Raw genomic sequence first — 24,478 nt, forward strand, 5'->3', positions numbered from 1 at the left:
CTGCGGTTAGGCGAATGAGGAAAAGGCGGCGCGGGTCAGCGCGGAGGCGTCGGCCGCGACATGCGCAGGCGCCCTTGCGCCAGCACTTCGAAGTAGTCGGCCGGGCCACCGGCGCGCAGCAGGGTGGCGACCGCGGCCGGGTCGTAGATGCCGTCGTGCAGGGCGTGCTCGGCGATGTGCACGCCGATCACCTCACCCAGCACCAGCCAGGTCTGGATCGGCTCGCCGCGTGCGCTTTGCAGCGGCAGCAACTGGCTGAGCCGGCACTCGAAGCTGACCGGGCTGGCGGCCACCCGCGGCGCGCCGATCAGGCGCGAGGGCGCGGCAACGAGGCCGGCCAGGGCGAACTCGTCGACCTCCGGCGCCACCGCGGCGGAACTGGCGTTCATCGCCTCGGCCAGCGGCCGCGTGGCCAGGTTCCAGGTGAACTCGCCCGTGGCCTCGATGTTGCGCACGCTGTCCTTCCAGCCGATGCTGGCGAAACCGACGATCGGCGGCACGTAGTTGAAGGCGTTGAAGAAGCTGTAGGGCGCCAGGTTGGCGACGCCATCGGCGCTGCGCGAACCGATCCAGCCGATCGGCCGCGGCCCGACGATGGCGTTGAACGGGTCGTGCGGCAAGCCGTGGCCGTTGGCCGGCTCGTAGAAATGGAAGGCGTCGGTGCGCTCGTGCATCGGCAGGGTCCGGCAGTGGCGGAAGGCGGGCGGCGCCGGCGCGGCGCGCTCAGCGCTCCAGGAAGTTCTTCAGCAAGGCATGGCCATGCTCGGTGAGGATGGACTCGGGATGGAACTGCACCCCCTCGACCGGGAACTGGCGATGGCGCAGGCCCATGATCTCCTCCACCGAGCCGTCGTCGTGTTCGGTCCACGCCGTCACCTCCAGGCAGTCGGGCAGCGTGGTCTTCTCCACCACCAGCGAGTGGTAGCGGGTGGCCTCGTAGCGGTCCGGCAGGCCGGCGAACACACCGCGGCCTTCGTGGCGGATGCGCGAGGTCTTGCCGTGCATGATGGTGCCGGCACGCACCACCTGCCCGCCGTAGACCTGGCCGATGCTCTGGTGGCCAAGGCACACGCCCAGGATCGGGATGCGCTGGCCCAGCCGCTCGATCAGTTGCAGCGACACGCCAGCTTCGTTCGGCGTGCACGGCCCCGGCGAGATGACGATGCGCTCGGGCGCCAGGCGCTCGATCTCGTCCACGCTGAGTGCGTCGTTGCGCACCACCTTGACCTCGGCGCCGAGCGCCTGCAGGTACTGCACGAGGTTGTAGGTAAAGCTGTCGTAGTTATCCAGCATCAGCAGCATGGCGAAGGACTCATTGCGCGATCAGGAAGACCGCATAGACGTTTTCGGAAAGGGTAAGGGTGCCGGCTTCGAGGGATTCGACGATCGCGCCGACGTCGCTAGCTGGCGCCGGTGGCTCTGGAGAGGAGACGAAGCCGGCGCGGGCGTTGCGCGCGGCTGGCCAGGTACCTGCCTGGATACCATAGGAAAAGCTAGGCGCGACATCGGAGATGGTGTAGAGCCCCTGGATACGCACGCCATAAGCCTTGGCAAGCCCGTCTGCCGAAACACGGGTCTGCTCGGCGGCTTCCCGCTTCAGCTGCATACGTATCTCGTCCTCCTTGCTGTAGGAAGTCTGGATTCCAGACAATTCGACCTCACGGCTGGTCTTGAATCCGCTGAGGAACTGGCGCGCATCGTCGAGCGATCGGAACGTTGCACCAATGCTGCGCTTGACCTCGGTACCCTCGAACTCCTGAGTTCCCCCTTGCGGCGAGAAGCGATACGAGGGTTGGATCTGCAAAGAGGAGGCCATGATGCTGTCCTGCAAAGCACGGTTTCTTTTCAGTGCTGAAAGAATCTGCTCCGCCGATGCCTGGATTCGCTTGCGAGCAAGGTCGGGCTGCATATCCATGGCGCGCAGGTTGATGCGTAGCGAGAACCTGTCCGGCACCACCTCACGCTGCGCCTCGCCCTTCACCAACAAATGCGGCTGCGACGGCAGGCTGTTGACCTGCGCGCTGGCGATGGCCGGCAAGGCCAGCACCGCGGCAAAGGCCCAGGCGACAAGCGTACGAATGTTCATCTTCCTCTCCTTGGCGGAATGTCAGCCGGCCGCACGCAGCGTGCCTGGCTGGATCAGCGCAGCGAAATCCGCGATCAACGTATCGACCGCCGCGTCCTGCGTCGCCCACGAGGTCACGAAGCGGATCACCCAGCGGCCATCGCTCAGCACCTGCCAGCGCTCGAAGTCGTAGCGCTGCGCCAGCGTCTCGACCGCGGCGGCAGGCAGGATCACGAACAACTGGTTGGTCGGCGAATCCGAGGCGAACTCAGCGCCGGCCGCGGCCAGTCCCTCGCGCAGCCGCGCGGCCATGCGGTTGGCGTACGCGGCGAGCTCGTAGAACAGCCCATCCTCGAACAGCGCGGCGAACTGGGTGCCCAGTACCATGCCCTTGGCCAGCAGCGCACCGCGCTGCTTGAGCAGATAGCGGAAATCCGCTTTCAACCCGTGGTTGAGGATCACCAGCGCCTCGCCGAGCAGCGCGCCGTTCTTGGTGCCGCCGATATAGAACGCATCGGTCAGCGCGGCGACATCGGCCAGCGTCAGGTCGTTGCCTTCGGCGGTGAGCGCGCTGCCGATGCGCGCGCCGTCCAGGAACAACAGCAGGCCATGCGCGTTGCAGAACGCGCGCAAGGCCTGCAGTTCGTGCTTGCGGTAAATCGTGCCGACTTCGGTGGTGTTGGACACGTAGACCAGCCGCGGCTGCACCAGGTGCTCGTTACCGTGCTCGGCCAGCAGCGGCGCGATCCGCTCCGGCGTGAGCCGGCCGTCGGCCGCCTCCACGGTGAGCACCTTGTGGCCGGTGGCCTCGATCGCGCCGGTCTCGTGGGTGGCGATGTGGCCGCAGGCGGCGGCGATCGCCGCCTGGTGCGGGCGCAGGAACGCGGCGATGGCGGTGAGGTTGGTCTGGGTGCCGCCGACCAGCAGGTGCACGTCGGCGTCGGCGCAGCCGATCTCGGCACGGATCAGCTGCGCAGCGCGCGCGCTGTGCCGGTCCAGGCCATAGCCGGCGTTCTGCTCGGCGCTGGCCGCAGCCAGCGCGGCAAGCAGGCGCGGATGCGCACCTTCGCTGTAGTCGTTGCGGAAGCCGATCCGCGGCGATGCGGCGGCGTTCACAGCCCCTTCGCCGCTTCGGCGACCGCACGGAACAGCGCGCGGCCCTTGTTCATCGTCTCGTCCCATTCGGTCTGCGGATCGGAGTCGTAGACGATGCCGGCACCGGCCTGCACGTGCAGGCGGCCGTGCTTGATCACCGCGGTGCGGATGGCGATGGCGGTATCGGCGTCGCCGTGCCAGCCGAGGTAGCCGATGCTGCCGGCGTAGACGTTGCGCTTGATCGGCTCCAGCTCGCGGATGACTTCCAATGCGCGGATCTTCGGCGCGCCGCTGACGGTGCCGGCGGGGAAGGTGGCGCGCAGCACGTCGGCGTAGCTGAGGCCGGGCAACAGGGTGCCAGTGACTTCGCTGACGATGTGCATGACGTGGCTGTAGCGCTCGATCACGAAGCGCTCGCCGACCGCGACGCTGCCGGCCTGCGAGACCCGGCCGGCATCGTTGCGGCCCAGGTCGATCAGCATCAGGTGTTCGGCGCGCTCCTTCGGATCGGCGAGCAGTTCCGCCTCCAGCGCCTGGTCCTCTTCCGGGGTCTTGCCGCGCGGACGGGTGCCGGCGATCGGGCGCACGGTGACCTGGCCGTTTTCCAGCCGCACCAGGATCTCCGGCGAGGAGCCGACCACCTGGGTGTCGCCGACGTCGAGGAAGTACATGTACGGCGACGGATTCAGCGCGCGCAGCGCGCGGTACACGTCCACCGGGCGCGCGGTGAACGGCACGCTCAGGCGCTGGCTCAGCACCACCTGGAAGATATCGCCGGCGCGGATGTAGTCCTTGGATTTCTCCACCGCGGCGATGAAGCCCTCGCGAGTGAAACCGGAGACGAAGTCGCTCTCGTCCAGCACATCGCGCGCCAGCGGCGCGGGGTAGCCGGCACCGGGCTGGCGCAGGGTGGTGGTGAGCGCATCCAGGCGCGCCTGCGCGCGCTCCCAGGCATCGGCCTCGGCCGGGTCGGCATGCACGATCAGGTAAAGGCGGCCCTTGAGGTTGTCGAAGACCGCCACTTCCTCGGACAGCATCAGCAGGATGTCAGGCGTGTCCAGTTCGTCGTGGGCGACGGCGCCGGCCAGGCGCGGCTCGATGTAGCCGATGCATTCGAAGCCGAACCAGCCGACCAGGCCGCCGGTGAAGCCAGGCACGCCCGCCAGCTTGGGCACCACGTGCTGGGCGCGCAGCGCCTCGACCTCGGCGAAGGGATCGGCGACCTCGCGGCGCTCGATCAGCTCGCCATGGTCGCGCACCTCCAGGGTGTGCCCACGGAAGGTGTACACACGGCGCACCGGCAGGCCGATGATCGAGTAGCGCCCGAAGCGTTCGCCGCCTTCGACCGATTCGAACAGATAGGTGTGCGGGGCGTCGGCGAGCTTGAGATAGACCGACAGCGGTGTGTCCAGGTCGGACAGCACTTCGCGGACGACGGGGATGCGGGTGTGACCTTCAGCGGCGTAGCGCTGGAACTGCTCGCGGGTAATCAAGACGGCTTTCCTTCCGGGACTCGGTGACAGGGCGGACGACGGCTGCAGGCCACCATCGCCACGCACGGCGAGCGGAAGTGAAGGAAAGCGGGGTCGTCAGGCTGGACACGGCGGCTACTTTACCGCAACTGCGGCGACTGGCAACGGTTGCAGGCGCGACCAATCGATCGCGGTGCGGAAGCGGTCGGCGAGGGTGTCGCGTCGGGACTGAAGTCCCTCCCACACCGGGAACACTTGCCTTGGTGCGGTGTGCGGAGTCCAAGGTGGGCGCTCTGTCATCGCATGCGCGTCCACGATCGAATCGATCATCGCCACACCGCCTGTCGTAGGAGCGGCTTTAGCCGCGACGGGCATTACCGGGAATGCCTGTCGCGGCTAAACCCGCTCCTACGAGGGCAACGCGACAGCAACACGAGCGCAGATGGATGGCGGGCGCCGCGAGCCTGCTGGCGTCAGCGCGCCCGCAGCAACGGCGACTCGGGCGGCAGGTGCATGCGCAGGCGCCCGGGCACGCAGTCGATGCGGAAGTGGCGCGAGGTTTCCGGCTCGCCGTCCAGGTTCAGGGTCAGCGGCTGCGCCGCCTCGATCCGCAGCCACGGCAGGCGCGCGCGCACCGCTACCCGCTCCAGCGCGGCCTGCTTGCCGGACGTGACCAGGGTGCCCAGGGTCGCGGCGACCTCGCCGGTCAACTCCGGCACCAGGGTCAGGTCGAGCAGGCCGTCGTCGAGCAGCGCCTCCGGGCACAGCACCTGGCCACCGCCGGCCTGGCGGCCGTTGCCCAGGCCGAGCGCAATGAAATCGCGCTCCCAGGAAAACTCCGGCCCTTCGAAGCGCGCCCGGATCGGATCGATCCGGCCCAGCCGGCTCATGCCGGTGACCAGGTAGGCCAGCCCGCCGAGCATCTTCTTCAGGCCTTCATCGGTCTCCACCGTGACCTGGGTGCCGAAGCCGCCGCTGGCGACGTTGGCGCACCAGTGCGGGCCGTGCTCGGCCTCGATGCGCAGCAGGTCGATCGGCAGCGCCGGCGTGCTGGCGATCAGCTCCAGTGCCTCCAGCGGCGGCAGCGGGATGCCGGTCGCGGTGGCGAAATCGTTGGCCGTGCCCAGCGCCACCAGCCCCAAGGCCGGCAGCGCGTCGCCCGTCTCCTGGCGATGCGCCAGCGCCGTGGCGACCTCGCTGAGGGTGCCGTCGCCACCGGCGGCGACGATGCACGCAGCACCGTCGGCCACCGCTTCGGCCACGTAGCGCTCGGCATCGCCCTGCTCCCAGGTGACCCGCACCTGCAGCGCCACGCCGCGCGTACGCATGGCCATGACCGCCTCGCGCAACGCCTCGTCGCCGGCCGACTTGCCGTTGAGGATCAGACGCCAATGCGCTGCAGCCATGCGAACCATCCCGGGGTGAGGCGCCCACGCTAACGGGCGCGGCATGCGCGATGCGTGAATCCAAGGCGTGTGCGCTGTCATACGCACGTCACCGGGGATCCGGAACATGGAAGGCCATAGCAAGGAAGACGGATGGAGGCAGGATCAGCCTCCGATTTCTCTCCCAGGGGCCGCACCGGCGACGGTGCGGTTCTTTTATTTGGACGCCCGCCGCCGCTCAGCCGGCCGCGAACCGGGCCAGCGCCTCGCCCTGCAGCCGGTACACGGTCCACTCGTCCTGCGCGCGGGCGCCGACCGCTTCGTAGAAGTCGATGGCCGGCTGGTTCCAGTCCAGCACCGACCATTCGAAGCGGCCGCAGCCCTCGGCCACCGCCTGCCGCGCCAGGTGCTGCAGCAACGCCTTGCCGGCGCCCACGCCGCGGTGCGCCGGGTCCACGTACAGGTCTTCCAGGTACAGGCCGTTGCGGCCGAGCCAGGTGGAGTAGTTGTAGAAGTACACCGCGTAGCCGATCGGCTGGCCGTCGGCCTCGCAGATCAGCGCCTGGGCGCGGGCGTCGGCGCCGAACAGGCTGGCGCGCAGGCCGGCCTCGTCGGTCTGCACCGCGTCCTCGGCGCGCTCGTAGCGGGCCAGGTCGCGGATCAGGCGCAGGATCAGCGCCGCGTCGTCGGCCACTGCCGGGCGGATGTGCAGCGCCGCCATCTCAGCGCCCCGCCACCGCGGCGCGCATCTGCGTGATCACCTGGGCGTAGTCCGGCGCATTGAAGATGGCCGAGCCGGCGACGAAGGTGTCGGCGCCAGCGGCGGCGATCGCGGCGATGTTGTCCGGCTTGACCCCGCCATCGATCTCCAGCCGGATGGGCTTGCCGCTGGCGTCGATGCGGGCGCGGATCGCGCGCAGCTTGTCCAGCGCCGAGGGAATGAAGGCCTGGCCGCCGAAGCCCGGGTTGACCGACATCACCAGCACCAGGTCCAGGTCGTCCAGCACCCAATCGAGGATGTCCACCGGGGTGGCCGGGTTGAGCACCAGGCCGGCCTTGCAGCCGTGCGACTTGATCAGCTGGATGCTGCGGTGCACGTGGCGGCTGGCCTCGGGATGGAAGCTGATGATGCTGGCGCCGGCCTCGGCGAAATCCGGGATCAGCCGGTCCACCGGCTCGACCATCAGGTGCACGTCGATCGGCGCGGTGACGCCGTGCTTGCGCAGCGCCTGGCAGACCATCGGGCCGATGGTCAGGTTCGGCACGTAATGGTTGTCCATCACGTCGAAGTGGATCCAGTCGGCGCCGGCGTGCAGCACGGCATCCACTTCCTCACCGAGGCGGGCGAAATCGGCGGACAGGATGGACGGGGAGATGATGCAGTCGGACATGGCGGGATCTCAGCGCTTGCGCAGGGTGCGGATACGGTCGTAGGCCGTGTTGAGCTGGCTGGCCTTCTTCTCGGCGCGGGCGCGCAGCTCGGGGCTGGCGCTGGCGACCTTGTCGGGGTGGTACTGGGACATCAGCCGGCGATAGGCCAGTTCGATCTCGGCGTCGGTGGCGTCGCGGGTCAGGCCCAGTTCCCGGTAGGGATCCTCGCGCTGTGACAGCTTGAACCAGTCGGCGTCGAAGGCATGCCCGATCAGCAGCCCGATCAACGCGCCCAGCACCGGCGTGGGCCGCAGCAGCAGGGCCCCGGCGATGGCGCCGAGCAGTTTTCCGTACCAGGGCATGGGGCAAGGGCGGGCGCGGCGTCAGGGCCGGCCATTTTACGGCACAGCGGGGCATTCCGGCCGTACACTACGCGGCCCGCCGTCCGCCGCGGGCCCGCCGGGTCCCGGGACGGTCGCCATTGCGAAGTCCGTAGGAGTGCCTGTGTCCACCACGCTGTTGCAATCCGATCTGCCCGGCCTGCCCTTGCGCCACCGCGGCAAAGTCCGCGACGTGTTCGATATTCCCCGCGAGCGCCTGCCGGCCGACGCGCCGCCCGGCGATTACCTGCTGATGGTCGCCACCGACCGCCTCTCCGCCTTCGACGTGGTGCTGCCCGACCCGATCCCCGGCAAGGGCGAGATGCTGTGCCAGGTCTCCAACTTCTGGTTCAAGAAGACCGAGCACCTGATGCCCAACCACCTCACCGGCATCGACGTGGCCGCGGTGCTGCCCGAGGGCGTGGACACCGCCCTGTACGCCAAGCGCGCGGTGGTGACCCGCAAGCTCAAGCCGGTGCCGGTGGAGGCCATCGCCCGCGGCTACCTGATCGGCAGCGGCTGGAAGGACTACCAGCGCACCGGCAAGGTCAGCGGCATCGAACTGCCCGACGGCCTGCGCCAGGCCGAGAAGCTGGCCGAACCGATCTTCACCCCGTCGACCAAGGCCGCCGTCGGCGACCACGACGAGAACATCGACTTCGACGCCATGGTCAAGACCGTGGGCGCCGAACTGGCCGAGCGCGTGCGCGACGCCACCCTGCGCATCTACCGCTTCGCCGCCGACTTCGCCGCCGAGCGCGGCATCCTGCTCGCCGACACCAAGTTCGAGTTCGGCACCGACGCCGACGGGCGCCTGTACATCATGGACGAGATGCTGACCCCGGACTCCTCGCGCTACTGGCCGGCCGACCAGTACGAGGTCGGGACCAGTCCGCCGAGCTACGACAAGCAGTTCGTGCGCGACTACCTGGAGACGCTGGACTGGGGCAAGACCGCGCCCGGCCCGCGCCTGCCGCAGGAGGTAATCGACCGTACCCGCGCCAAGTACGCCGAGGCGCTGCAGCGGCTGGCGGGGATTTCGGTCGACTGAGTGCGCGGCCGCGCGCCGGATGCCCGGCGCGTCACGGGTGGTCGCGGACGGCGGCCACCTTGCGGGCACCCATCGCCATGCCCGCCGCTTCACGACCCGGAGAATCCTGGCCGGCTAGACTCCGGCACGCACGCGAGCGGTCGTGCGTGCGACTTGATCAGGAGGATCCGTTGGCTAGTTCGCCCCCGCTTTTTGCATCCCTGGTGCTTTTCATGGCGCTGGCAGCCTGCAGCCCTAGGCAGACCGACGCGTCGACAACTGCGAGCCCCGCCGCTGACGCTTCCGCTCGCACTGCATCTTCGGACGAGGCCACCCCCGTTCGCGCGTCCACCACATCACAGACGGCCCACCAGGATGACGGCGTTGCAGCACTGGCCGGGTCCTTGCACCTTCGTTGTGAGAATGCGGCCAAAGGTAAAGGCTGCGTAGCGGGCAACATGGACGCTGGCGATTTCTACGACGTCGACGTGTCTCCACGCTGTGGCGCAGACGGAAACTTCGCAGGCGTGGCCGAACGCAACGCGACACTTCTGGATGCCTTACCCGTCACCGGCAGCAAGGTGCAGGTCACCGCCAAGCTTTCAGATGGACAGTTCGTCTGCATTCTGGCGACCGCGCATGCGGGTCAACAGGCAGCCTACTACTACGTGGCCGCCATCCCTCCCGCCGGCGTCGTCGCATGCAACGGCAAGCCCATTTGCAATCAGTATGGCGAGCGCCCAATCGACTTCGTGACTCAGCGCAAACAGGGCAAACACTGCACCATTGCAGACAATGCGCGTCCCGAAGGCGATTGTGCGCAAGGATGGATCGAACCGCGGAAGCTGGATGTGTTCTCGAACGGACTGTGATCCTTTCGCCACGCTCCTGACAGCCCTAACGCTGGCTGCCGGCAGAACCCCGACAATGTCCCGCTTCGGCTTCACGACACGATGATCCTGGTGAACTAAGATCACCCGCCCGAAGGGCGATTGCCCGCCCGACCCGATCAGGAGGATCCGTTGGCTATCGCACGCCCCATTCTGACGTCTCTGGCATTGGCCGCGGCCCTGGTCGCGTGCAAGGCGCAAACTGCTGACTCCACGGTCGCCGCGGCGACAGCCGCCCCCGCGCAGGCCGCGCCCGCCGCAGCCGCCCCGCGTTGCCAGGATGCCGATTTCGACGCCTTCCTCAAGCGCTTCAGCGCCGACATCGCGGTCCAGGAAAAGGCCACCGCGAACCCATTGACGATGATCCACATCGACCCGGACGCGCAGCCGGAGCCAGCACCGGTGACCCGCAACGTGCCGTTGGCCGAGGTCGAATGGCCGGTGATCCCTAATCTGGAGGCCGCTCGCAAGGGCGGGCGCGAGGTCGTGGTAACGCAGAACGCCGGGGGCCGGCAGGTCATGGTGCGCACCCCCGATACCGGCGACCAGCAGGTCTACCAGTTCGCGCAGAAGCCTTGTTGGACGCTGGTGAAGGTCGACGATCAGGCGTTGTAGTCGCGGCCCCAGGAGACCCGCATGGATGCTTCTTCGCCAGCGCAGCGCCGTCCCACCTATCGCGCCACAAGCGTCCGCCGCCTATCCAACACTCGCGCCCAGAAACTGCGGAGCAGGACGTATATGCCCGCCTCACTGGGTGGAAATCGAACCTAAAAGAGGAATTCGCGTGCATTTCCTGAAATTGTCTTCGCCTCTCCTCGCCCTGGCATTGGCAGCCTGCGGAGGTGCACCCGCGGATGGCAAGCCTGCAGACATGCGAGACACCCAGCAGCTGCCCCCTTCCCCTAGTCAACAAAACCAGGGGCAGAACGCCACCGCCAACCAGCAAGGGAGTGCTCCTGTGCAAAATGTCGCATCCTTCGTTCCTGCTGGCATGGAAGCCGTGGACACGCTCCGGGGCGACCTCACCGGCACCGGTCGGTCAGATGCATTACTGGTCGTTTCCCCTCCATCGTCCGCTGGCGAGAAGTTGGGTCAGGGCGCACCAAGAACAGTGATCCTGCTGACCCAGGATGAACGTGGAGAGCTGCACAAGGCCGCGGAGAATGCGCATATCGTCCCATGCGCGAACTGCGGCGGCATGGCCGGCGATCCTTATGCGTTTTCTCGGATCGAGAAAGGGCAATTCACCATCTCCATCTCCGGCGGCTCGCGCGAGCGCTGGGCTGACGACTTCACTTTCCGCTATGCGCCTGACAGCAAAACCTGGCTGCTGGACAAGGTGGTACGCGAACTCACCGATACGCAATCCGAACAACACAAGCAATTGGAACTGACGGCCAAAGATTTCGGGCAGGTGGCATTCGCGGATTTCGACCCCGCCAAGCTACCCAAGGTCGCCCCACTGGAAGAGGACGCACCAGACAAGAATTAAAGGGAAGTAATGGTTTCCGCGGACATGGATGGTCCGTTTATCACGTTGCTGAGAAATGAGGAGCTACACCATGGCAACAGACAGAGAGAACCAGATGCTCCGCGCGGCCTACGCGGCCGGCATCACCCAGCCCAGGGAACTGGCGAATTTCATGGCGCAGGTGGGCCATGAATCCGGCGGACTTTCCAGGCTTGAGGAAAGCTTCAATTACACGAAGGGAATCGGGCAGATCTCCGCCAATGTGCGTTCTGCTTTGCGCGAAGGTCCGGAGGCACTGGAAAGCGCGCGTATCGAGGCACTCAGGGGACGCCCGGAACGGCTCGGCGAACTCATGTACGGCAATCGCCGGGATCTTGGCAACGATCAGCCGGGAGACGGTTATCTCTATCACGGCCGTGGCTACATGCAATTGACCGGCAAGGCGCAGTACCGCGCGGCTGGCGAGGCGTTGGGGCTGGACTTGGTCAATCGGCCAGAACTGGCATCTCAGCCCGAGAACGCCTCGCGCATCGCCACTTGGTACTGGCAGCAGAAAGTTCCCGAGGAGCAGCGCAACAGCGTCCAAAACGCGGGTGCCACCATCAACGGCGCCAACCCACCGAACGGCCTGGCGGATCGCGAGAGGCGTTTCGAACACTGGCAACGAACGCTGACACCCGAGTTGATGCAGAACCTGGCAGCGGGACGGCTGGGTGAGCCTGTGGCTGCACCCACGCAGGGCCATCGGCCGGCGACCGCCAACGTCGGGGCGTCTCACAGCAACTTCCAGCAGACCATGGAACGCATGCTGCCGAGCCAGGGCAAGGTCGATCCGCACATCACCGGACACTATGGCGAACAGCGTGCCCGTGGCCCGCACGGGGGCACCGATTTCAACTACGAAGGCGGCCAGACCGGCATCAACCGGCAGCACCCGACGGTGCACGCGCCGATCTCCGGTACGGTGACCTTCTCCGGCGGCCAGTACGGCACGGTGAAGATCCGTGACGCGCAAGGCAACTCGCACGAAATCCTGCATCTGGACTCACGCTCGGTGAAAGAAGGCGATACCGTGCGCGCCGGCGATCCGATCGGCACCATGGGCGGACGCGGCCCGAATGGGGCGAGCCAGTACGCGCAGCACGTGCATTACCAGATGCACGATGCGAGCGGGAAAGCCGTCAGCCCGGAGACGTGGTGGAACCGCGGTCAGCAGGTCGACGCGCATGGCCGCGATCAGGCACAGCATGGCAACGGCACGCTGCGCCAGGGCGACCACGGTCAGGAGGTGCGCGAGTTGCAGCAGCACCTCAACCGCCTTGGCATCCGCGACGCGCAAGGCCGCCCGCTGGCCGAGGACGGGCGCTTCGGCGACAACACCCACGAAGCAGTGACGGCCCTGCAGAAACAGCGCGGCCTCACCCAGGACGGCATCGTCGGCCGCGACACTCGGGCCGGGCTGGCGGCCGCCGAGCAGGCGCAGGCCAAGCCGACGAAAGGTCCGCAACTCGGCGAGCCGGGGCATCCGGATACGCCGCTGTACGACAAGATGCGCACGGAGGCCGACCGCGCCGCCAAGCAGGCCGATCCGCAACACGCCAAGCTGTCGAACGAAGCCGTGGCCAACCTGACGCTGCAGGCCAAGCAGGCCGGGATCGACCACCCGGACAAGCTGAAGGAAGTCAGCATGCGTGGTGAAACGGCCTTCGTCGCCGGCACCACGCCGGGCTTCCGTGCGGTGGTGGATCTGCAGCAGCAAGCACCGCCGCTGGAGCAGACCAGCGCGCAACTGGCTCGCCAGTCCGCGCAGCAGCAGGAGTCGGTGCAGCGGGAGCAGCAGCAGGAGTCGAACAAGAGCCTGGCGCGCGCCTGAGTCGCCAAGCCGTGGCGGGGCGATCGTGCCGACAGCGCGATCGCCCCCGATCGGCGACGCCGCCGCTTGCGTGCGGCGATTGGTCACACGCTGTCTGACGCATTCCAGACGCCAGTCGTCGAAACGCAAAAAAGCGTCTCTCATGCCTGCCTCCGGCTCGATCGAGCCGGCTGCAAGTTGCACCTGTAGGAGCGGCTTCAGCCGCGACGGGGCGTCCCCCGTGAGGCCCGTCGCGGCTGAAGCCGCTCCTACGAGACGCTTCCCGAAGTTTTAGAAGCCCGACACGCCGCGCGGTGTCTCCGCATCGCCGCCGCGATGGCGCTATGCTGGAGCGGTTCCTGGGAGGGAAGATGGATACCACCGCCTACGCGCGCCCGATCGACCGCTATTTCGCCAGCTATTCCGACGATCACCGCAATGCCGCCAACCAGCGCATCCACGTGGTCGCGGTGCCGGCGATCCTGTGGTCGGTGGTGGCCCTGCTGTGGTGCATCCCGGTCGGCGGCACCTTGTTCCAGAGCGGGCTGTGGGCGGCGCTGGGCATGTTCGCGGCGTGGATGTACTACAACCGCCTGTCGCGCCCGCTGGGCTACGGCATGCTGGCGGCGTTCTTCTTCTGCGGCTGCCTGTGCCGGCTGCTGGAAGCGCACCTGGGCCTGCAGGGGCTGCTGTGGCTGGCGATCGGCGTGTTCGTGGTGGCCTGGATCGCGCAGTTCATCGGACACGCGCTGGAAGGCCACCGCCCAAGCTTCCTCACCGACCTGACCTATCTGCTGATCGGCCCGGCCTGGGTGCTGGCCAAGCTGTACCGGCGCATGCACTGGCGCTACTGAGCGCGGCCACCCACGCAGCGACCCAGCGCAGGCGCGCACGGACGCTGCCCAAATCCAGGATCCCTCGTCCACCGCGGCGCCTGCGCGCCCTCCACACCCAGCTGGCGAGTGGGCGACGTTGCGTCAGCCCGGCGTCGCCGCGTCGCCAAGGTCCAGGCCCAACATCGCCGCATCCGGCGCGAAGGCGCGCGGCGCGTAGCCGAAATCCTGCTGCGCCGGCTGCAGATCGAACGCCAGGTCCTCGCGCATGCGCTGCAGCGCGGCGCGGTTCATGCCTTGCAGGCGGCCACAGGCGTGGGCCAGCGTCAGCGCCAACGCGAACGCTGCATGCGGCAGCGATAGCAACCGCGCCGGCGGCCGCAGCGCGGCCAGCACCCGCCGCACCATCTCGCGGTAGGTCAGCGTCTCGCCGCCGCCGAGGGCGTAGCTGCGTCCGTGCGTGGCCGGCTGCGCCAGCACCGCCAGCGCCGCGTCGGCCAGGTCCTGCACGTGCACCGGCTGGCGCAGGCCGCTGGCGCTGCGCGGCAGCACGAACCAGCCGGTGCGCCGCGCCAGTGCCGCGATCGCGCTGAGAGTGCGGTCGCGGCCGGCGCCGTAGACCAGGGTCGGCCGCAACACCGTCGCCGCCGCGCCGCGTTCGGCGGCCACCGCGAACACGATGGCTTCGGCCTCGCGCAGGCGCCGGGCGACGTCGCGTTCGGCGGCGTCCAGCGAGTCGCGCTTGACCTCCAGGCTGGTGGAGCCGAAGGCGACCACACGCGCGGCGGCGACCGGGGCGCGCCGATACCAGTCGGCGAAGGCGTCCAGCGGCCCGCAACTGAACACCACGTCGGCCGCCACCGGGGGCGCCTGCAGCGCGCTGAGTTCGCCGGCATGCCAGTGCAGGCCGGGGCGCGCCGCGCGCGCCTGCCGGGAGTAGGCATGCACCTCCCACCCGTCGGCCAGCAGGCGGTGCAGCAGGCGCTCGCCGATCTGGCCGCTACCGCCGAACACCAGCACGATGCGCGGTGGCGCGACGGTCGTCGGAGAAGCGGAGGCAGCGGCGAGCGAATCGGTCATCGACACAGGATAGTGCGTGCGCCGCCGTTTGCGGCTGGAATCACGCGGCATCCGCACGCTGCACGGCATGCAACGGTTGGTGGAGGCGGACAAGGCGACGCGTGGCGCGGACACACGCAGCCGCCAACGATCGCCAAGCGCACCGGCGACCTGGCACGGGCCGCACGCACCAGCCCCCAAATGGAGAGCGACGCGCGATGCGCTGCAGAACCCGCTCACCCATGGCGATGCTTGCGCCACACGCAAAGCGCGCGCCGCGTGGCGCGCGTGGCGTGTGGCGCATCGCGCAGCGCCAACGTTCGATCGCCCTCATCCCTTCCGCACTCGCAAGCGCATCACCTGCCCGCGGCTATGCTGTCGGCATGACCGTGCACGCCTTCCGTTCCCGCGCCGGCCACCGCCGTGACGCGCCTGTTACACTCGGGCTCCTGCTCGCGAATCTCGTATTCCCTGCATGATCCCAGCCCTCGACCTCCTGCTGGCCTTGCCGTTTCTGATGGCGGCGGCCGTCGTCGCCCTGCGCCACCGCTCGCGCGCCACCCTGGCCTGGGCCGCGGCGCTGGCGCCGTTGGCGGGCCTGGCGGTGCTCGGCGCGCTGACGCCCACGGTGCTCGACGGCGGCATCGTCCGTGCCGACCACGCCTGGCTGCCGCAGATCGGCCTGCAGTTCTCGCTGCGCCTGGACGGACTGGCCTGGATGTTCGCCGGCCTGGTGCTGGCGATCGGCGCGCTGGTGGTGATGTACGCGCACTACTACCTGAGTGCACGCGAGAACGCGGCGCGCTTCTACGCCTGCCTGCTGCTGTTCATGGGCGCGATGCTGGGCATGGTGATCGCCGGCAACCTGCTGCTGCTGATGGTGTTCTGGGAACTGACCAGCATCAGTTCGTTCCTGCTGATCGGCTTCTGGTCGCACCGCCAGGACGCGCGCGACGGCGCGCGCATGGCCCTGGTGATCACCGGCGGCGGTGGCCTGGCGCTGCTCGGCGGCGTGCTGCTGCTGGGGCGCATCGTCGGCAGCTACCAGCTTGACGCGGTGCTCGCCGCCGGCGACGTGATCCGCGCCAGCCCACTGTATCCATGGGCGCTGGGGCTGATCCTGCTCGGCATCTTTACCAAGAGCGCGCAGTTCCCGTTCCATTTCTGGCTGCCGCACGCGATGGCCGCGCCCACCCCGGTGTCGGCGTACCTGCACTCGGCGACGATGGTGAAGGCCGGCGTGTTCCTGCTGGCGCGGCTGCATCCGGCGCTGGCCGGCAGCGACCTGTTCTTCTACACGGTCAGCGGCATCGGCGCGATCACCCTGCTCACCGGCGCCTGGTTCGCGATCTTCCAGCACGACCTCAAGGGCCTGCTGGCGTATTCGACGATCTCGCACCTGGGCCTGATCACCATGCTGTTCGGGCTGTCCACGCCGATGGCGGTGGTGGCCGGCGTGTTCCACATCCTCAACCACGCGGTGTTCAAGGCCTCGCTGTTCATGGCCGCCGGCATCATCGACCACGAAACCCATACCCGCGACATGCGCCGGCTCGGCAACCTGCGCCGCTGGATGCCGATCACCAGCGCGCTGGCGATCACCGCCTCGCTGTCGATGGCCGGCATCCCGCTGCTCAACGGCTTCCTGTCCAAGGAGATGTTCTTCGCCGAGGCACTGGGTGCCGACGGCCCGGCGGCGATGCGCGTGTTCACCGCGACCTCTGCACTGCTGGCCGGCGTGTTCGGCGTGGCCTACAGCCTGCGCTTCGTCTACGAGACGTTCTTCGGCAAGGGCCCGCGCGACCTGCAGACGATGCCGCACGAGCCGCCGCGCTGGATGAAGATTCCGGTGGAGATCCTGGTGCTGGTGTGCGTGGCGGTCGGCATCGTGCCGGCGCTGACCGTGGCGCCGGTGCTGCGCAGCGCCGCCGGCGCGATCCTCGGCAACGCCCTGCCCGACTACAGCCTGGCCGTCTGGCACGGCTGGAACGCACCGCTGGCGATGAGCATCGCCGGCGTGGTCGGCGGCGTCGCGCTGTATTTCGGGCTGCGCCGGCTGACCGCGCTGTACACCGAGGTGCGCCGCTCGCTGGGCAAGCGCGTGTTCCACTGGCACGTGCAGACCCTGTTCGGCGTGGCCGCCCGCTTTACCCGCTTGCTCGCCAACGGCAGCCTGCAGCGCAGCCTGCGCTGGCTGGTGCTGGCCGCGGTGGTCGTCGTGGCCGCGCCGCTGCTGCACGCGCCGCCGCTGTGGCAGCAGTGGCCGGCGCCGCAGGGGATGCCGCTGCTGGGCTGGGGCCTGTGGCTGCTGATCCTCAGTTGCGCGCTGTCCACGCTGTTCCTGTACCAGCAGCGGCTGCTGGCGGTGCTGGTGCTGGGCGGCAGCGGGCTGGGCGTGAGCCTGGTGTTCGTGTTCCTGTCGGCGCCGGACCTGGCGCTGACCCAGTTGCTGGTGGAAATGGTGACCCTGGTGCTGATGCTGCTGGGCATGAACTACCTGCCCAAGGCCTCGCCGCCGGAGCCGCGGCGCTGGCGCCGCTGGCGCGACGCGGCCCTGGCGATCGTCGCCGGCGGCGGCATGGCGCTGCTGGCGTATTCGGTGATGACCCGGCCGGCGACGACGATGGCCGGTGAACTGCTGCAGCGCGCGCTGCCGGAAGCCTACGGCCGCAACGTGGTCAACGTGATCCTGGTGGACTTCCGCGGCTTCGATACCTTCGGCGAGATCACCGTGTTCGGCATCGCCGCGCTGGTGGTGCACGCGCTGCTGCGGCGCGCGCGGATGGCGCCGGAGAAGGTGATGCCCGGGCCGCCGATCAAGCTGCCGGTCCCGGCCGACCTGGCGCAGCTGATGTTCCCGCTGACCCTGACCGTGTCGATCTTCCTGTTCCTGCGCGGCCACAACGCGCCCGGCGGCGGCTTCATCGCCGGGCTGGTGCTGGCCGTGCCGTTGCTGATGCAGTACGTGATCCAGAGCGCGGCCTCGGTGGAATCGCGCTTCGGCTTCGACTACATCCGCTGCATCGGCCTGGGCCTGCTGCTGGCCACGCTCGGCGGCATGGCCTCGATGCTGTTCGGGGTGCCGTTCCTGACCAGCGGCCATCTGGATCTGCAGTTGCCGCTGATCGGCACGGTCCCGCTGGCCAGCGCGCTGGTCTTCGATACCGGCGTGTACCTGGTGGTGTTCGGCGGCACCATGCTGACGCTGTCGATGATGGGCACGATCAAGCCCTCGCGCACCCGCGATTCGCAGCGCGGGCAGATCGACCCGGCGCGGCGTTCGCCCATCACCGGGGAGATGCACTGATGGAACTGGCACTGGCGAGCGCGATCGGCGTGCTGACCGCGGTGGGGGTGTACCTGCTGCTGCGCGCGCGCAGCTTCGACGTGATCCTGGGCATGACCGTGCTGTCCTACGCCACCAACCTGCTGATCTTCGCCGGCGGCCGGCTGGTGCAGGGCAAGGCGCCGGTGCTGCGCGACGGCATCGCCCCGACCCTGGCCGAGCACGCCGACCCGCTGCCGCAGGCGCTGGTGCTGACCGCGATCGTGATCGCCTTTGCGATGACCGCGGTGAGCATCGTGCTGGCCATGCGCAGCCGCGGCGACAACCACAGCGACCACGTCGATGCGCGCCCGGACCGCGACCCCGCCGATGGGGAGGCGCCATGACCCATCTGTTGATCCTGCCGATCCTGATCCCGTTGCTCGGCGCGGCGCTGTCGCTGTTCGCCGAGCACCGCCGCTACGGCCGCAAGGTGCGCCGCGCAGTGGCCTGGACCGCGATGACGGCGCTGGCCGCGGCGGTGCTGGCGCTGTGCGTGCAAGTGAGCGACGGTCAGGTCCATGCCTACCTGCTCGGCGACTGGCCCTCGCGGCTGGGCATCGTGCTGATGGCCGACCGCCTGTCGGCATGGATGCTGGCGACCACCACCCTGCTCGCCGGCGCGTGCCTGCTGCACGCCTGCGCCGGTTGGGACCGGCGCGCGCCGCATTTCCATGCGCTGTTCCAGTTCCAGTTGGTCGGCCTCAACGGCGCGTTCCTGACCGGCGACGTGTTCAACCTGTTCGTGTTCTTCGAGGTGATGCTGATCGCCTCCTACGGCCTGCTGCTCAGCGGCGGGCGCAGCCTGCGCCTGCGCGTGGGCTTCCACTACGTGGTGTTCAACGTCACCTCCTCCACCGTGTTCCTGATCGCGCTGGGCCTGCTGTACGCGCTGCTAGGCTCGTTGAATATGGCCGAGCTGTCGCAGCGCGTGGCGCAGGCGCCGCCGCAGAACGTGGCGCTGATCAAGGCCGCGTTCGGCCTGTTGCTGCTGGTGTTCTGCGCCAAGGCCGCACTGCTGCCGCTGTACCTGTGGCTGCCGGAAACCTATGCGCGCGCGCCGGCGGCGGTGGCGGCGCTGTTCGTGATCATGACCAAGGTCGGCCTGTACGCGGTGCTGCGGGTGAGCACGCTGATCCTCGGCAGCCAGGCGCAGGCGCTGGACGGCTATGGCCGCGACTGGCTGCTGTGGCTGGGCCTGGCGACGCTGCTGCTGGCCGCGCTGGGCGTGCTGGCGGCGGTGCGCCTGCGGGTGCTGATCGGCTACCTGGTAATCGTGTCGGCGGCCACGCTGTTCGTGGCCTTCGCCCTGGATGCGCCGGGCACGCTCGGCGCCGGGCTCTACTACCTGGCGCACAGCAGCTTCGTCGCCGCGGCGTTGTTCATGATCGCCGACCTGATCCGGCGCCGCCGCGGCGGCGCCAGCGACCGCAAGGAGATCATCGCGCCGCTGCCGGGCAAGACCGTGCCCGGTGTGCTGTTCCTGATCGCGGCGATCTCGGTGGCCGGGCTGCCGCCGCTGTCCGGTTTCCTGGCCAAGGTCGCGATCCTCAGCGCGACGCCGGGCGGGCTGACCGCACCGGTGTGGGCGGCGGTGCTGCTCAGCAGCCTGATGGTGATCATGGGCCTGACCCGCGGCGGCGTGCGCCTGTTCTGGCGCGTGCCCGGCGACCAGGACACGGCCGAGGACGGCACCGTGGAGCTGCCGCGCCCGGCACCGCGCAAGGCGCCGGCGCGGCCGCTGGAAACCGCCGCCACCGTGCTGCTGCTCGGCTACGGCGTGGCGATGACCGTGGCCGCCGGGCCGCTGCTGCGCTACAGCGAGGATGCCGCCGCACAACTGCTGCGCCCGGCCGACTACACCACCCAGCTGCGCGGCACCGCGCCGATCCTGCGGGAGCCCTGACATGTCCGCCCGTCCCTGGTCGCGCCGCCTGTTCCCGTCCTGGCCGCTGAGCCTGACCGTCACCGCCTTCTGGCTGCTGATGAGCGACAGCTTCAGTCTCGGCCAGGTGCTGCTGGGCGCGGTGCTGGGCGTGGCGGTGCCGCTGTTCGCCGCGCGCCTGGACCGCGAGTTCGCGCGCATCGGCTCGCTGCGCCCGGTGCCGAAGATGCTGTGCGTGGCGGCCTGGGACATCGTGCGCTCCAACGTGGTGGTGGCGCTGCAGGTGCTCGGCCCGGAGAAACGCATCCACCCCGGCTTCATCTGGGTGCCGCTGGACATCGCCAACATCCACGGCATCGCCGCCCTGACCAGCATGATCACCCTGACCCCGGGCACGGTGTCGGCGGCGCTGTCGGACGACCGCAAGTACCTGCTGGTGCACGTGCTGCACCTGGACGATGCCGAGACCGTGATCCGGCAGATCAAGACGCGCTACGAAGCGCCGTTGATGGAGATCTTCCCATGACCAGCCACATGTTCATCGAGACCACGATCGTCGTGTGCATGCACGTGGTGGCGCTGGCGATGCTGCTGGCGCTGTGGCGGCTGCTGCGCGGGCCGACCGTACCCGACCGCATCCTGGCGCTGGACACGCTGTCGGTGACCGCGATCGCCGAGCTGATGCTGTTCGGCATGTACCTGGATTCGCCGGTGTATTTCGAGGCGGCGCTGATCATCGCCATGCTCGGCTTCGGCAGCACCGTGGTGCTGAGCAAGTTCGTGCTGCGCCGGGACATCGTCGAATGATCGGCGTGCTGCAGGTCGGCCTGTCGCTGCTGCTGATCGTCGGCTGCTTCTTCATCCTGGTCGGCGCGCTGGGGCTGGTGAAGCTGTCGGACTTCTTCAAGCGCCTGCACGCACCGACCAAGGCCAGCACCCTGGGCGTGGGCTGCGTGCTGCTGGCCTCGGTCGGCTACCACCTGTTCCTGGGCCAGGACCCGCAGCCGCGCGAGTTGCTGATCACCGCATTCCTGTTCATCACCGCGCCGATCAGTGCGCACATGATGGCCAAGGCGGCGCTGTCGCTGATGCTGGAACAGCGCCCGCAGGTGCCGGGCAGCGACCACGCCGACCAGGAAGGCCTGCCGCCGCCGGAGCAGCCGGACGGGCCGTAGCGCATCGGGTACCTCGTAGGAGCGGCTTCAGCCGCGATGGGGCGTTCCCGGTAAAGCCTCGTCGCGGCTGAAGCCGCTCCTACGACCGAGGCCAGCCGCTTTTTCCAATCCCCAATCCCCAATCCCGAATCCCCACTCCCGGCCCTCAAGCCAGCAACGCCAGCTCCAGTCCCACCCACGCCAGGAACGCCACCAGCAGCACCGCACCTTCGCCGCGACTCAAGCGCATGTCGCCGCGCAGCATCGGGTACAGCACCACTGCCAGCGCGATCGCCGCCGGCAGTTCCAGGCGCACGAAGGACGCCGGCAACGGCAGCGGCCGCAGCGCGGCCATGCCGCCGATCACCACCAGGAGATTGAACAGGCTCGAGCCCAGCACATGGCCGACCACCATGTCGCCCTGGCCCCGGCGCGCTGCGGCCACCGCGGCGGCCGCTTCCGGCAGCGCGGTGCCGATCGCCACCGGCAGCAGGCCGACCAGCAGCGGCGACAGGCCCCAGGCCGCACCCAGCCGCGGCGCGTGTTCCACCACCAGGTTGGCGCCGGCGTTCAACAGCACGAGGGCGATCAGCAGGCGCAGCAGATTCAGCACCAGCCCGGTGCGGGTCACCGCGTAGCCGGACACGCCGAGCTGGCGCGCGGCCGGTTCATGCCGCGCGCGCAGCAGCAGGAAGGCGACCACGCCGACGAAGGCCAGCAGCAGCGCCACGCCCTCAGCGCGCGAGATCGCGCCATCCAGGCCGAAGCCGATCAGCGCCAGCGTCGCCAGGGTCAGCAGCACCAGCAGTGGCGGCAGCAGGCGCGTGCGCAGCAGCAGCGGCGCCGCCAGCGCGGCCAGGCCCAGGGTCAGGCCGAGATTGGCCAGGTTGCTGCCGATCGCGTTGCCCAACGCCAGGTCCTGCGCGCCGGCGGCGTAGGCGCGCGCGTTGACCGCCAGTTCCGGCAGCGAGGTGCCGAAGGCCACCAGCAGCAAGCCGGCCACGAACGGCGAGGCGCCGCAGCGCTGCGCCAGGCCGGAGGCCGCCTTCACGATCGAGTCCCCGCCCAGCGCCAGGAACGCCAGCCCCAACAGCACCAACCCGATCGCACCGGCCATCGCCGACTCCCTGCCCGCAAGATGCGACGATTCTATGCGCAGCGCCGATGACGCCGCCGTGGTCGTGCCTGCCCGGCCATGGCGCGCTGCGACGGCCAGTCCCGCGCGCAGCCCGCCGCCACTGCACTGCGTTCATGCCCGACCGTGTCTGCTAGCGCCTGCCGCGCGCCCGACCGCGTCCCTCCCCTCGCCTTCGCCACAGGAGCCGCCCCATGTCCCGTCCCGATCCCACGCCGCCGCCGCGGCGGCCCTGGCTGGCGCTGGCCGGCATCGCCGCGATCGCCGCGGCACTCGCCGCCGCCTTCGCCTGGAGCGCCGGTTGGCTCGGCGGCCCGCAGCGGCTGACCGCGCAGCGCATGACCGACGCCATCGAAGCCGGCGGCCCGCCGCATCCGGGCTTCCGCCGTGCGCACAGCAAGGGCGTATGCGTCAGCGGCCATTTCGAGGGCAACGGCCAGGGCAGCGCGCTGTCTTCGGCACGGGTGTTCGCGCAATCCTCGGTGCCGGTGCTGGGCCGCCTGTCGATCGGCGGCGGCGACCCGCATGGTGCCGACGGCGCCGCCCGCGTGCGCAGCATGGCGCTGCAGTTGCGCAGCGACGACGGCCAGGAATGGCGCACGGCGATGAACAGCTTCCCGTTCTTCGTGGTCGCCAGCACCGAGGGCTTCATGGCGCAGACGCTGGCCGCGCGGCCGGATCCGGCCACCGGCAAGCCGGACCCGGCGAAGATGGCGGCGTTCCTGCAGCGCTATCCGGAAGCGAAGAAGTTCCAGGAGTGGGCCAAGACCGCACCATGGTCCAACAGCTGGGCCAACACCCAGTACAACGGCGTCAACGCGTTCCGCTTCACCGCCGCCGATGGCAGCACGCATGCGGTGCGCTGGTCGATGCGCCCGCAGACCCCGTTCGCGCCGCTGTCGGCCGAGCAACGCGCCAAGGCCGACGCCGACTTCCTCAGCGAAGACCTGCAGGCGCGGCTGGCGCGCGGTCCGCTGCGCTGGGACCTGGTGCTGACCGTGGCCGCACCCGGCGACCCGGTCGACGATCCCTCGCAGCCGTGGCCGCAGGACCGCCAGCAGGTGGTCGCCGGCACCCTGGTGCTGGACCATGCCGAGCCGCAGGCCACCGGGCCGTGCCGCGACCTCAACTACGATCCGCTGATCCTGCCGCACGGCATCGCCGGCTCCGACGATCCGATCCTCGCCGCGCGCTCGGCGGTGTACTCGCAGTCCTTCAATCGCCGCGAGCGCGAGATCGCCCGCGACCAGGCGCCCGATGCGACCGGGAAGCCGCACGGAGGTGCGCAATGAACCGCGACGACCGTTCCGCGCACTTCAACCTGCTCGCGCGCGTGCTGCACTGGCTGATGGCGGCGATGATCCTGACCATGCTGTTCGTCGGCGTGGGCATGGTCGCCTCGGTGTCGCAGCGGCCCTGGCTGCTGGACCTGCATCGCCCGCTGGGCATCGCCATCCTGTTGCTGGTGCTGGTGCGCCTGGGCAACCGCCTGCGGCACCGGCCGCCGCCGCTGCCGGCCGACCTGCCGCGCTGGCAGAAAGCGGCCGCGCATGCCTCGCATTGGCTGCTGTACGCGCTGATGCTGGCGATGCCGCTGCTCGGCTGGTCGATGCTCTCGGCCGGCGGCTACCCGATCGTGCTGTGGCCGGGCGTGCAGTTGCCGCCGATCGCCCCGCACAGCCCGGCGCTGTACGCCTGGCTGCGCAGCGCGCACGGCTGGCTGGCCTACCTGCTGTTCGCCACGGTGCTGGCACACCTGTGCGCGGCGCTGTTCCATGCCTGGGTGCGCCGCGACGGCGTGTTCTCGAGCATGGCGCGCGGCGCGGCGGCGCCTGCCGTGCGCCGCGACGAGACGTAGTCCAGCCCACGGCACGCACGCGCGGCGCCGCGTTCGCTGCCGCGCATGCGCGCAGCGCCGCAGCGCCGCTGGCCTCTGCACCCGCAGGCGCGGGATCGCACTGCATCCGCGCCGCGCCACGCGTTTGTGTCTGCGCCGACATGGTCGCGGCCCCGGGCCGCCGTTACACTTGTCGGCGGACGGGCGCGCCCGTCCGCCCCTGTTTCCCGCGCACCGGT

At 69.3% G+C, this 24,478-nt stretch carries 25 protein-coding genes; 14 read left to right on the forward strand and 11 right to left on the reverse strand.

From position 1 onward, the window contains the following. Positions 1-35 precede the first annotated feature (35 nt). From AC1PMG_RS19930 to AC1PMG_RS19970, 9 genes are all read right to left on the reverse strand, one after another. Positions 36-674 carry a flavin reductase family protein gene (locus AC1PMG_RS19930; RefSeq protein ID WP_481109999.1) on the reverse strand — a complete coding sequence of 213 codons (639 nt, stop codon included), beginning with the start codon at positions 672-674 and terminating at the stop codon, positions 36-38. Between the two features lie 49 nt (positions 675-723). After that, positions 724-1,302, reverse strand: coding sequence for an anthranilate synthase component II (locus AC1PMG_RS19935; protein ID WP_295931169.1), 579 nt, complete (start codon positions 1,300-1,302; stop codon positions 724-726). Positions 1,303-1,312: 10 nt separating this feature from the next. After that, complete coding sequence (locus AC1PMG_RS19940; protein ID WP_481111720.1) at positions 1,313-2,080, reverse strand: SIMPL domain-containing protein; 768 nt, start codon at positions 2,078-2,080, stop codon at positions 1,313-1,315. 27 nt (positions 2,081-2,107) lie between these two features. Then, positions 2,108-3,181 carry a threonine aldolase family protein gene (locus AC1PMG_RS19945; protein WP_481110000.1) on the reverse strand — a complete coding sequence of 358 codons (1,074 nt, stop codon included), beginning with the start codon at positions 3,179-3,181 and terminating at the stop codon, positions 2,108-2,110. Then, the gene (gene trpE / locus AC1PMG_RS19950) at positions 3,178-4,653 is read right to left on the reverse strand and encodes an anthranilate synthase component I (protein ID WP_481110001.1); all 1,476 of its coding nucleotides are present in this window, start codon (positions 4,651-4,653) and stop codon (positions 3,178-3,180) included. The genes AC1PMG_RS19945 and trpE overlap by 4 nt, the downstream gene beginning before the upstream one ends. A gap of 452 nt (positions 4,654-5,105) precedes the next feature. Next, complete coding sequence (gene yegS / locus AC1PMG_RS19955; protein WP_481110002.1) at positions 5,106-6,038, reverse strand: lipid kinase YegS; 933 nt, start codon at positions 6,036-6,038, stop codon at positions 5,106-5,108. A 217-nt stretch (positions 6,039-6,255) separates the two neighbouring features. Beyond that, positions 6,256-6,738 carry a GNAT family N-acetyltransferase gene (locus tag AC1PMG_RS19960; protein ID WP_017910180.1) on the reverse strand — a complete coding sequence of 161 codons (483 nt, stop codon included), beginning with the start codon at positions 6,736-6,738 and terminating at the stop codon, positions 6,256-6,258. A gap of 1 nt (position 6,739) precedes the next feature. Next, complete coding sequence (gene rpe / locus AC1PMG_RS19965) at positions 6,740-7,408, reverse strand: ribulose-phosphate 3-epimerase (RefSeq protein WP_481110003.1); 669 nt, start codon at positions 7,406-7,408, stop codon at positions 6,740-6,742. 9 nt (positions 7,409-7,417) lie between these two features. Beyond that, a complete protein-coding gene (locus tag AC1PMG_RS19970) occupies positions 7,418-7,750 on the reverse strand; it encodes a J domain-containing protein (RefSeq protein ID WP_010341396.1) in 333 nt (110 codons plus the stop codon). Between the two features lie 142 nt (positions 7,751-7,892). On the opposite strand from AC1PMG_RS19970, the gene AC1PMG_RS19975 reads away from it, so the two are divergent. The 6 genes from AC1PMG_RS19975 to AC1PMG_RS20000 all read left to right on the forward strand — a co-directional run bounded on the left by AC1PMG_RS19975 (position 7,893) and on the right by AC1PMG_RS20000 (position 13,865). Beyond that, positions 7,893-8,819 carry a phosphoribosylaminoimidazolesuccinocarboxamide synthase gene (locus tag AC1PMG_RS19975; protein WP_267095121.1) on the forward strand — a complete coding sequence of 309 codons (927 nt, stop codon included), beginning with the start codon at positions 7,893-7,895 and terminating at the stop codon, positions 8,817-8,819. A 212-nt stretch (positions 8,820-9,031) separates the two neighbouring features. Continuing rightward, positions 9,032-9,670, forward strand: coding sequence for a hypothetical protein (locus AC1PMG_RS19980; RefSeq protein WP_481110004.1), 639 nt, complete (start codon positions 9,032-9,034; stop codon positions 9,668-9,670). Positions 9,671-9,820: 150 nt separating this feature from the next. After that, positions 9,821-10,303, forward strand: coding sequence for a hypothetical protein (locus AC1PMG_RS19985; RefSeq protein ID WP_481110005.1), 483 nt, complete (start codon positions 9,821-9,823; stop codon positions 10,301-10,303). 376 nt (positions 10,304-10,679) lie between these two features. Beyond that, positions 10,680-11,180, forward strand: coding sequence for a hypothetical protein (locus AC1PMG_RS19990; protein WP_481111721.1), 501 nt, complete (start codon positions 10,680-10,682; stop codon positions 11,178-11,180). A gap of 70 nt (positions 11,181-11,250) precedes the next feature. Further along, positions 11,251-13,032 carry a peptidoglycan-binding protein gene (locus tag AC1PMG_RS19995; RefSeq protein WP_481110006.1) on the forward strand — a complete coding sequence of 594 codons (1,782 nt, stop codon included), beginning with the start codon at positions 11,251-11,253 and terminating at the stop codon, positions 13,030-13,032. Positions 13,033-13,382: 350 nt separating this feature from the next. Beyond that, entirely contained in the window at positions 13,383-13,865 is a 483-nt protein-coding gene (locus tag AC1PMG_RS20000; protein WP_010341389.1) for an Mpo1 family 2-hydroxy fatty acid dioxygenase, read from the forward strand. Between the two features lie 123 nt (positions 13,866-13,988). Here the strand turns inward: AC1PMG_RS20000 and AC1PMG_RS20005 are convergent, their stop codons facing one another. Further along, entirely contained in the window at positions 13,989-14,924 is a 936-nt protein-coding gene (locus AC1PMG_RS20005; protein WP_481110007.1) for an NAD-dependent epimerase/dehydratase family protein, read from the reverse strand. Between the two features lie 454 nt (positions 14,925-15,378). Here AC1PMG_RS20005 and AC1PMG_RS20010 point away from each other — a divergent pair, with 454 nt between their 5' ends. The 6 genes from AC1PMG_RS20010 to AC1PMG_RS20035 are packed head-to-tail and all read left to right on the forward strand — an operon-like array spanning position 15,379 to position 21,288. Then, entirely contained in the window at positions 15,379-18,210 is a 2,832-nt protein-coding gene (locus AC1PMG_RS20010; protein WP_481110008.1) for a monovalent cation/H+ antiporter subunit A, read from the forward strand. Further along, positions 18,210-18,575 carry a Na+/H+ antiporter subunit C gene (locus AC1PMG_RS20015; protein ID WP_148829977.1) on the forward strand — a complete coding sequence of 122 codons (366 nt, stop codon included), beginning with the start codon at positions 18,210-18,212 and terminating at the stop codon, positions 18,573-18,575. Before AC1PMG_RS20010 ends, AC1PMG_RS20015 begins: the two co-directional genes overlap by 1 nt. Beyond that, a complete protein-coding gene (locus AC1PMG_RS20020; RefSeq protein WP_481110009.1) occupies positions 18,572-20,134 on the forward strand; it encodes a monovalent cation/H+ antiporter subunit D in 1,563 nt (520 codons plus the stop codon). Before AC1PMG_RS20015 ends, AC1PMG_RS20020 begins: the two co-directional genes overlap by 4 nt. 1 nt (position 20,135) lies before the next feature. After that, positions 20,136-20,639, forward strand: a complete 504-nt coding sequence (locus AC1PMG_RS20025; protein WP_010341382.1) for a Na+/H+ antiporter subunit E — start codon at positions 20,136-20,138, stop codon at positions 20,637-20,639. Further along, the gene (locus AC1PMG_RS20030; RefSeq protein ID WP_017908201.1) at positions 20,636-20,920 is read left to right on the forward strand and encodes a K+/H+ antiporter subunit F; all 285 of its coding nucleotides are present in this window, start codon (positions 20,636-20,638) and stop codon (positions 20,918-20,920) included. Before AC1PMG_RS20025 ends, AC1PMG_RS20030 begins: the two co-directional genes overlap by 4 nt. Beyond that, on the forward strand, positions 20,917-21,288 hold the full coding sequence (locus AC1PMG_RS20035) for a Na+/H+ antiporter subunit G (RefSeq protein WP_342074317.1): 372 nt from the start codon (positions 20,917-20,919) through the stop codon (positions 21,286-21,288). The genes AC1PMG_RS20030 and AC1PMG_RS20035 overlap by 4 nt, the downstream gene beginning before the upstream one ends. 145 nt (positions 21,289-21,433) lie before the next feature. On the opposite strand, the gene AC1PMG_RS20040 is transcribed toward AC1PMG_RS20035, so the two are convergent. Next, the gene (locus AC1PMG_RS20040; RefSeq protein WP_267105977.1) at positions 21,434-22,384 is read right to left on the reverse strand and encodes a calcium/sodium antiporter; all 951 of its coding nucleotides are present in this window, start codon (positions 22,382-22,384) and stop codon (positions 21,434-21,436) included. A 212-nt stretch (positions 22,385-22,596) separates the two neighbouring features. Between AC1PMG_RS20040 and AC1PMG_RS20045 the strand changes: the two genes are divergently transcribed. Both AC1PMG_RS20045 and AC1PMG_RS20050 read left to right on the forward strand, forming a co-directional pair. After that, positions 22,597-23,694 carry a catalase family peroxidase gene (locus AC1PMG_RS20045; protein WP_481110010.1) on the forward strand — a complete coding sequence of 366 codons (1,098 nt, stop codon included), beginning with the start codon at positions 22,597-22,599 and terminating at the stop codon, positions 23,692-23,694. Continuing rightward, positions 23,691-24,260, forward strand: coding sequence for a cytochrome b (locus AC1PMG_RS20050; RefSeq protein ID WP_481110011.1), 570 nt, complete (start codon positions 23,691-23,693; stop codon positions 24,258-24,260). The genes AC1PMG_RS20045 and AC1PMG_RS20050 overlap by 4 nt, the downstream gene beginning before the upstream one ends. The last annotated feature ends 218 nt before the right edge of the window (positions 24,261-24,478 follow it).

Source organism: Xanthomonas sp. NCPPB 2250 (assembly GCF_056725265.1).